The organism is Aquimarina sp. I32.4, from assembly GCF_002924285.1.
Lineage (GTDB): Bacteria > Bacteroidota > Bacteroidia > Flavobacteriales > Flavobacteriaceae > Aquimarina.
This window is the reverse complement of sequence record NZ_PGUB01000160.1, coordinates 1-6,443: the sequence shown is the minus strand read 5'-3', so window position 1 is coordinate 6,443 and position 6,443 is coordinate 1. Positions and strand designations below refer to the sequence as shown.

The 6,443-nt window shown below is 31.6% G+C and carries 6 protein-coding genes; 2 read left to right on the top strand and 4 right to left on the bottom strand.

The annotated features are described in order from the left end of the window. On the top strand, nucleotides 1-525 hold a 525-nt coding region (locus CVD18_RS20805; protein WP_199185122.1), incomplete at its 5' end, for a UPF0236 family transposase-like protein. Between the two features lie 178 nt (nucleotides 526-703). Here the strand turns inward: CVD18_RS20805 and CVD18_RS20795 are convergent. Both CVD18_RS20795 and CVD18_RS20790 read right to left on the bottom strand, forming a co-directional pair. Then, nucleotides 704-1,891 carry a heparan-alpha-glucosaminide N-acetyltransferase domain-containing protein gene (locus CVD18_RS20795; protein ID WP_103867407.1) on the bottom strand — a complete coding sequence of 396 codons (1,188 nt, stop codon included), beginning with the start codon at nucleotides 1,889-1,891 and terminating at the stop codon, nucleotides 704-706. A 278-nt stretch (nucleotides 1,892-2,169) separates the two neighbouring features. Beyond that, complete coding sequence (locus CVD18_RS20790; RefSeq protein ID WP_103867406.1) at nucleotides 2,170-4,590, bottom strand: TonB-dependent receptor; 2,421 nt, start codon at nucleotides 4,588-4,590, stop codon at nucleotides 2,170-2,172. 348 nt (nucleotides 4,591-4,938) lie between these two features. Here CVD18_RS20790 and CVD18_RS20785 point away from each other — a divergent pair, with 348 nt between their 5' ends. After that, nucleotides 4,939-5,280 (top strand): hypothetical protein, encoded by a 342-nt coding sequence (locus CVD18_RS20785; protein WP_103867405.1) that lies wholly within the window; start codon nucleotides 4,939-4,941, stop codon nucleotides 5,278-5,280. An 81-nt stretch (nucleotides 5,281-5,361) separates the two neighbouring features. Here CVD18_RS20785 and CVD18_RS20780 read toward each other — a convergent pair whose 3' ends face one another. After that, the gene (locus tag CVD18_RS20780; protein WP_158250529.1) at nucleotides 5,362-5,880 is read right to left on the bottom strand and encodes a DUF302 domain-containing protein; all 519 of its coding nucleotides are present in this window, start codon (nucleotides 5,878-5,880) and stop codon (nucleotides 5,362-5,364) included. A gap of 38 nt (nucleotides 5,881-5,918) precedes the next feature. Continuing rightward, on the bottom strand, nucleotides 5,919-6,443 hold a 525-nt coding region (locus CVD18_RS20775), incomplete at its 5' end, for a UPF0236 family transposase-like protein (protein WP_103867403.1).

The window sequence follows — 6,443 nt, the reverse complement described above, 5'->3', positions numbered from 1 at the left end:
TATCATTTGGAAAACCTGAACTCTCTTGTCTTTATAGCAGATGGCGCAAGGTGGATTTGGAAATGGATAGAACAACACTATCCTGAAAGTATACAGATTGTAGATTATTATCATTGTAAAGAACATCTATGCGAATTTGCTAAACTTTACTATAAAGATGAAAAACAAAGATATAAGTGGATTGATACATTCTCAGAAATGATGCTTACCAAGGGGATTGACCCCATTATTGTAACACTTGAAAAATTACCAGAACAGCGCAAAACAACTGGAAAAAGAAACACATTGATCAACTATTATCGTAAAAATAAAGACAGAATGCAGTATCATAAATATATTGAAAAAGGGCTGATAATAGGATCGGGAGCCATAGAATCTGCTCACAAAGATATGCTGCAACAGCGATTGAAGTTATCTGGGCAGCGATGGACTATGGAAGGTTTTCAACAAATGGCGCAACTAAGAGTAGTATATAAAAGCAAACAAGAATACAGGATCAAACAATTATGCCAAAATGCAGCATAATGGGAAATTTGTCGTACACCCCCTAAAGCCTAAAGCGATTTGTAATAAGTCTAAAGGATAATACGTATGCGCATTAGCCCATTTGTTTAATGATTTTATTGTTGGCATGACAAAACAAGTATTGACTACAGATATCTAATATACTGATTTTTAGATAAATAAAACATCATTGGAAAGCTTATCGTTTTACAAACCGTATACTTCTATACCTACGAACAACCCCTTCAATAAACAACAGACAACTTTCTGGCAACACCTTCTTAAACATCTTATTTACTTTACCCCATAAACGATATATTAATATCATTAGCTCTTTCTCATGCTTATAATACTGTAAAACCAATACACAAATCCCAATCACAAATAATATAGCGCCCACAAAAGCCTGTATTGGAGTTAGGCTATGATAAAAGAAACTATTAAGCCCTAACCCAAACCAACTACCGTATAATACAAAAAAATGAAGTATATAAATGGGCAAGGTTTTTCCTCCTATCTTACTGACCACCTGATTACCAAAATATTTTCTTATCATAATAAATATAGAAAAAAGCACACATACGTTACCTAATCTTATAAATAAGAAATTATTATAAGCCACGGATTTAAAAACAACTATACCTGTAACATCATACAACAACATCAATATAGACGAAGAACTAAAAACTAACACTACCCCAACACCTAAAAGAATCAATATTGCGTATGAATAAAACCTTTTATATCCTTTAAACTTCAAAAAGAGACTGGCCACAAAGCTCCCAAAACACACATATCCAAACCATGGGAATAGAGTAAAAACAGAACCATTTCTATCTGTGAAATAATTAGCTATTGTTTTTGAAAAAAAATCTAATGAATAACTCCCATATATAGGTTGAAGAAGAAATACAATAACTCCTATACATAAAATTATATTCTGAAATAATATCTGATTCTTATTATAAAAAACCAAATACACTACGATCAATAATAACAACGAAGCACCAATACATTGTAAAACATCTATATAAAAGAAAGAAGGGTTTATCGTACCATTTATTATAACATCATAAAAACTTAATCGCAATAAATAGCCATAAAAAATAACCTTAACTCCTCGTTTTATCCCTTTGACTACTCTAGGATTATCAATCCCTACTTTTTCTTGTTTTAACAATAAATAGGTAAATATAAAACCTGTTATTGTAAAAAAAGTTGGAGCCGTCATTCCTCTAAAATACTCCCAAAAAGTATAACCAAAACTATTTTGATCACGATATGTATCCCCCAAAAGGCAATGCACAAAATGCCCTTGAAGCATCATTAAAATTGCAAATGCTCGTATTGCATCCAAAAAATGCAACCGATTCGCAGGTTTACTCATTATTGTCGTCTTTGGTTAGGTCTTCTTTAAAACGAAATTTACTACCTATTATTACTTAAATGTGTTATCACTCCTCTCTTTAACTTATTACCCACAAAACCTTTAACATTTGCAAATCAACCAATTAAAAGATAAAATCACACTACACAAACAATAGCACAACATTAAAAAACAATTTGAACTTATCCAAAGTTTAAAAAGAAAATGTCTTCACAAGTTGTCATTTGTGAAGACATTTAATCTTTTACGATATTTTTATAAGATTTATCTATATATACCTAAAATCTATAAGAAATATTTGCCAATAAAGCTCTTGGAGCTTGAGGATTTATAGTCGTCCACCCTTTATAATATTCTTTATTAAAAGCATTATTAAGCTTTAGGCTTATTCTATATTTTTTAGCCTGATAAAAAACAGAAGCATTAGCAATAGTATAACTTGGTAAAACAAACTCACCCGTAGAGACATAATTTATAGCAAAACGCTCACTTGCACCATTAAATCCTAAACCAAGACCAAATCCGCTGAGGGTTCCTTCTTGAAGTTCATAATTCGCCCAAAAATTATAAAGTGTTTCTGGCCCAGCACCAAGTGGTCTTCTATTTAGAATTTCCTTATTATCAGACTTTGTAGTCTCACTATCATTATTACTATAACCAGCTCTTATATTCAATCCTTTAATCGGATTTGCATTAATTTCAATCTCAAAACCCTTACTCACTCTTTCTCCTCCTTGAATTTTATTGAATGGTGATGATGGATCTGTAATTACTTGATCTGTGACTTTAATATCATAATAACTTATTGTCGCATTTAATCTATTATTAAACAGATTTGTTTTTACACCAAATTCTAATTGATTTGCCTGCTCAGGGGTAAATGTTTTCAATGTTTGTGGTCCTTCTTCGGGATCACCCACTAATTGTGGTTTTACATTAGTAAACCCATTTTGATAATTTGCAAAAACTGATAACCTATCTTTAATAGGCTGGTACAATAATCCAAATTTTGGAGATAATGTAGCTTGATCATAATCATCTTCTAGATCGGCTAAATCTCCTTCATTATCAAACACATCCAATCGCAGACCTACCATTGCAGAAAGATTACTGGTTATATTCACTACATCAGAAGCATATAAGCTATAAATATGATATTTGGATTTTATATTACTAACTCCTGTTGATGCCAAAGCAGCATCAACTCCAGAAGCTGAAAGCGGAAACACATCTGTTTCTATCTCTGTTGTAGACGGGTGATCTCCACTAACTCCTCCTTGAGGAGTTACATTGCCATAAAATGCGTATCCAGTGCTATTGTCTATTTCTGTTGCATTAAAATAGTCTAAACCAATTACCACCCTATTCCTTAATGAAGCAATCTTAAAATCACCTATAAAATTTTGTTGAATATCTATAGTTTGAGTATTTGAGTTTTGCTTATTGATAAAACGAGAAAAAGTATCGTTACCCAAAGTAAGACGATCAAATAGATAAGAATAGTATCCTTTTGTAGAAGTTGCACTTTTTGAAAGCAAGGTTTGTGATTTCCAAGCATCCGACAATTTATAGTCCATTTCTACCCTATAATTTTGATTAGGGTTTTTTAACGTCAAATCATTACTCGTAAAAGATAATTTAGGATTATACCCTAATTCATCCAAATTTCTTGATCCTGTTGGTGCACGTCTATTTAAGAACAAAAAGGTAGGATTGGTTTGTTCTGCCTGTGTAATTTCTACATAAAAAGAAAAAGAAAGCCTATTATTTACTTTATAGGATAATGATGGCGCTACAAAAAAGGATTTTCTAAAACCTGCATCTTGAAAACTTTGCTCTGTTGTATATGCTGTATTTAATCTGAAATATAGGTTATCATTTTTACTCAATGCTGTATTAAAATCTCCGATTATTTGGTTAAAACCATACGTTCCAGAGGTATAAGAAAGCTCCCCTCCTGTACCTACATATGGTTTTTTTGTAACCACATTGATAAGTCCTCCATAAGAACTTACTGCATTCCCAAACAAGGTAGCTGACGGCCCTTTTAAAACCTCAATACGTTCTATATTTGCAGGGTTTATTGTTCCGTTTGTTAATCCAGGTAATCCATTCACCAATTGTGGTTGAACAGAAAAACCTCTTAATGAATAATATCCTGCTCCATCACCTCCACGACCAGTTGACTCCCATAACTTATCAACGCCAACTGCATTTTTTAATGCATCATCAAAATTAGTAACTACCTGAGATTTTAGAAGATCATTTGTTACCGTACTATAAACTTGTGAATTTTCAATATCTTTTAAAGGAAGCTTAGAAACATAAGCGGTATTTTTTCTTGAAAATTTATTGATTCTTTTTCCTTCAATAACTACTTCTCCAAGAATTTCGTTTCCTTCATATAAAATTATTTTTCCTAAATCTAAGTTTTGATTATCTGAAATTGAGATTGATACCTCACGATTTTTGAAACCTAAATACGATATAGATAGCATATAATCTCCGCTTTCGACAGAATTGATTTCAAAAATTCCATTTTCATTAGACTGTGTTCCTATGCTTGTATTTTTTATAGAAACGTTTACTCCTATAAGCGGAGTTTGTGTATTATCAGTAATGATACCATTTATGATACCATTCTGAGAAAATGCTAAACTACTTAGCATCAATAATAAAATTGACAATTGATGTTTCATTATTCTTATTTAATCTTAATTTAAACAATAAATTTCAAACAAAAGTATCTAGTTGTTATGGACTGTACAAGCTATTTATAACAAATCTAAATAGAGCTTTTTAGAACTTCTAATTACAAAGAATTCATTAGACTCTATATCCTTAAAATGAAGTGATTTATATTTATTGCACATCTATTGCCGTTCAAAACATGTACTCTACCCCCACTGCTTAACGGGAATAATTGATTAAAAGAATAATTAGTGTTTATATCTCCCCAAATTAATTCATAGATATCTCTTTTTCTTCTCTATTACTCAATTTGGTATCTTTATTGATGCTCTTCGATAAATCAAAAACTATATTTTATGAAAACTGATACATATACCAAATTTGTAATAAGTGTTATTGCTATCTACCTTGTTATTATAGTAATAAGAGATACTGATATTATCCCCAAGGCACACGCAAATAGTACCCCAACAACAAATTATGGGATCATACCAATTAATGATGATGGTTCTATTACTGTAAAATTGAGTAAATCTGATGAAATTGATGTAAATCTTAAAAATATCGATACTTATGATAAACTCAAAGTAGACCTCTCTACTATCAGTACTGATCAGGAGTTAAATATTAATATTGATGAGGTAGGGGGAAGCTATGTATCAGGTGGAGGGCCTATAAAAGTGAAACTTCAAAATTAGCCCTTTTAAGATGAAAAAGAATCATCTTAAAAGGGCTTTTGTTTAAATTGAGGCTAATTCAATTCTTAAAATGGATAAAACTTATAGTCCAATAGTTTTATCAGTTATTGTGTTCAGAGCTTTGGCCATTGTTGCCAGAATCTCTTTGTTTTCTGTAATACCATGTCGCATTTTTAAAAACTCAGGATCATTATATGACACATGAACAACTCCTTGATCATTTTGCCATACCAAAATCTTTTGAGGCAAATCCAAACCTATTATTTGAGTGTTTTGCATCAGAGGAGTTCCCAATTTAGGATTCCCAAATAGGATTATTCGCGTTGGATTTAATTTTAAATCTACTTTTCCAGCATTAACCTGATGATCTAGCCAGGCAATGATTTTCAAGTTGGGGTTATTGGTAATAATCTCTACCAATGTATTATATGTATCTTCAAAACTTTTTGAACTTATTTTCGTAATTACACCTTGTGCTTTAGCAATTTCCATATCCTGTTTCAAATTTATTTGTTTCTCTTTAGACGCACCCTTCTGGTTTTGATTACAAGACATTATACATATTGTAAAAACAAGCCCTGCAATTTTATATATATTCATTCTCATTCTTTTTTTAGGGGTGTACGACAAATTTCCCATTATGCTGCATTTTGGCATAATTGTTTGATCCTGTGTTCTTGTTTGCTTTTATATACTACTCTTAGTTGCGCCATTTGTTGAAAACCTTCCATAGTCCATCGCTGCCCAGATAACTTCAATCGCTGTTGCAGCACATCTTTGTGAGCAGATTCTATGGCTCCCGATCCTATTATCAACCCTTTTTCAATATATTTATGATACTGCATTCTGTCTTTATTTTTACGATAATAGTTGATCAATGTGTTTCTTTTTCCAGTTGTTTTGCGCTGTTCTGGTAATTTTTCAAGTGTTACAATAATGGGGTCAATCCCCTTGGTAAGCATCATTTCTGAGAATGTATCAATCCACTTATATCTTTGTTTTTCATCTTTATAGTAAAGTTTAGCAAATTCGCATAGATGTTCTTTACAATGATAATAATCTACAATCTGTATACTTTCAGGATAGTGTTGTTCTATCCATTTCCAAATCCACCTTGCGCCATCTGCTATAAAGACAAGAGAGTTCAGGTTTTCCAAATGATA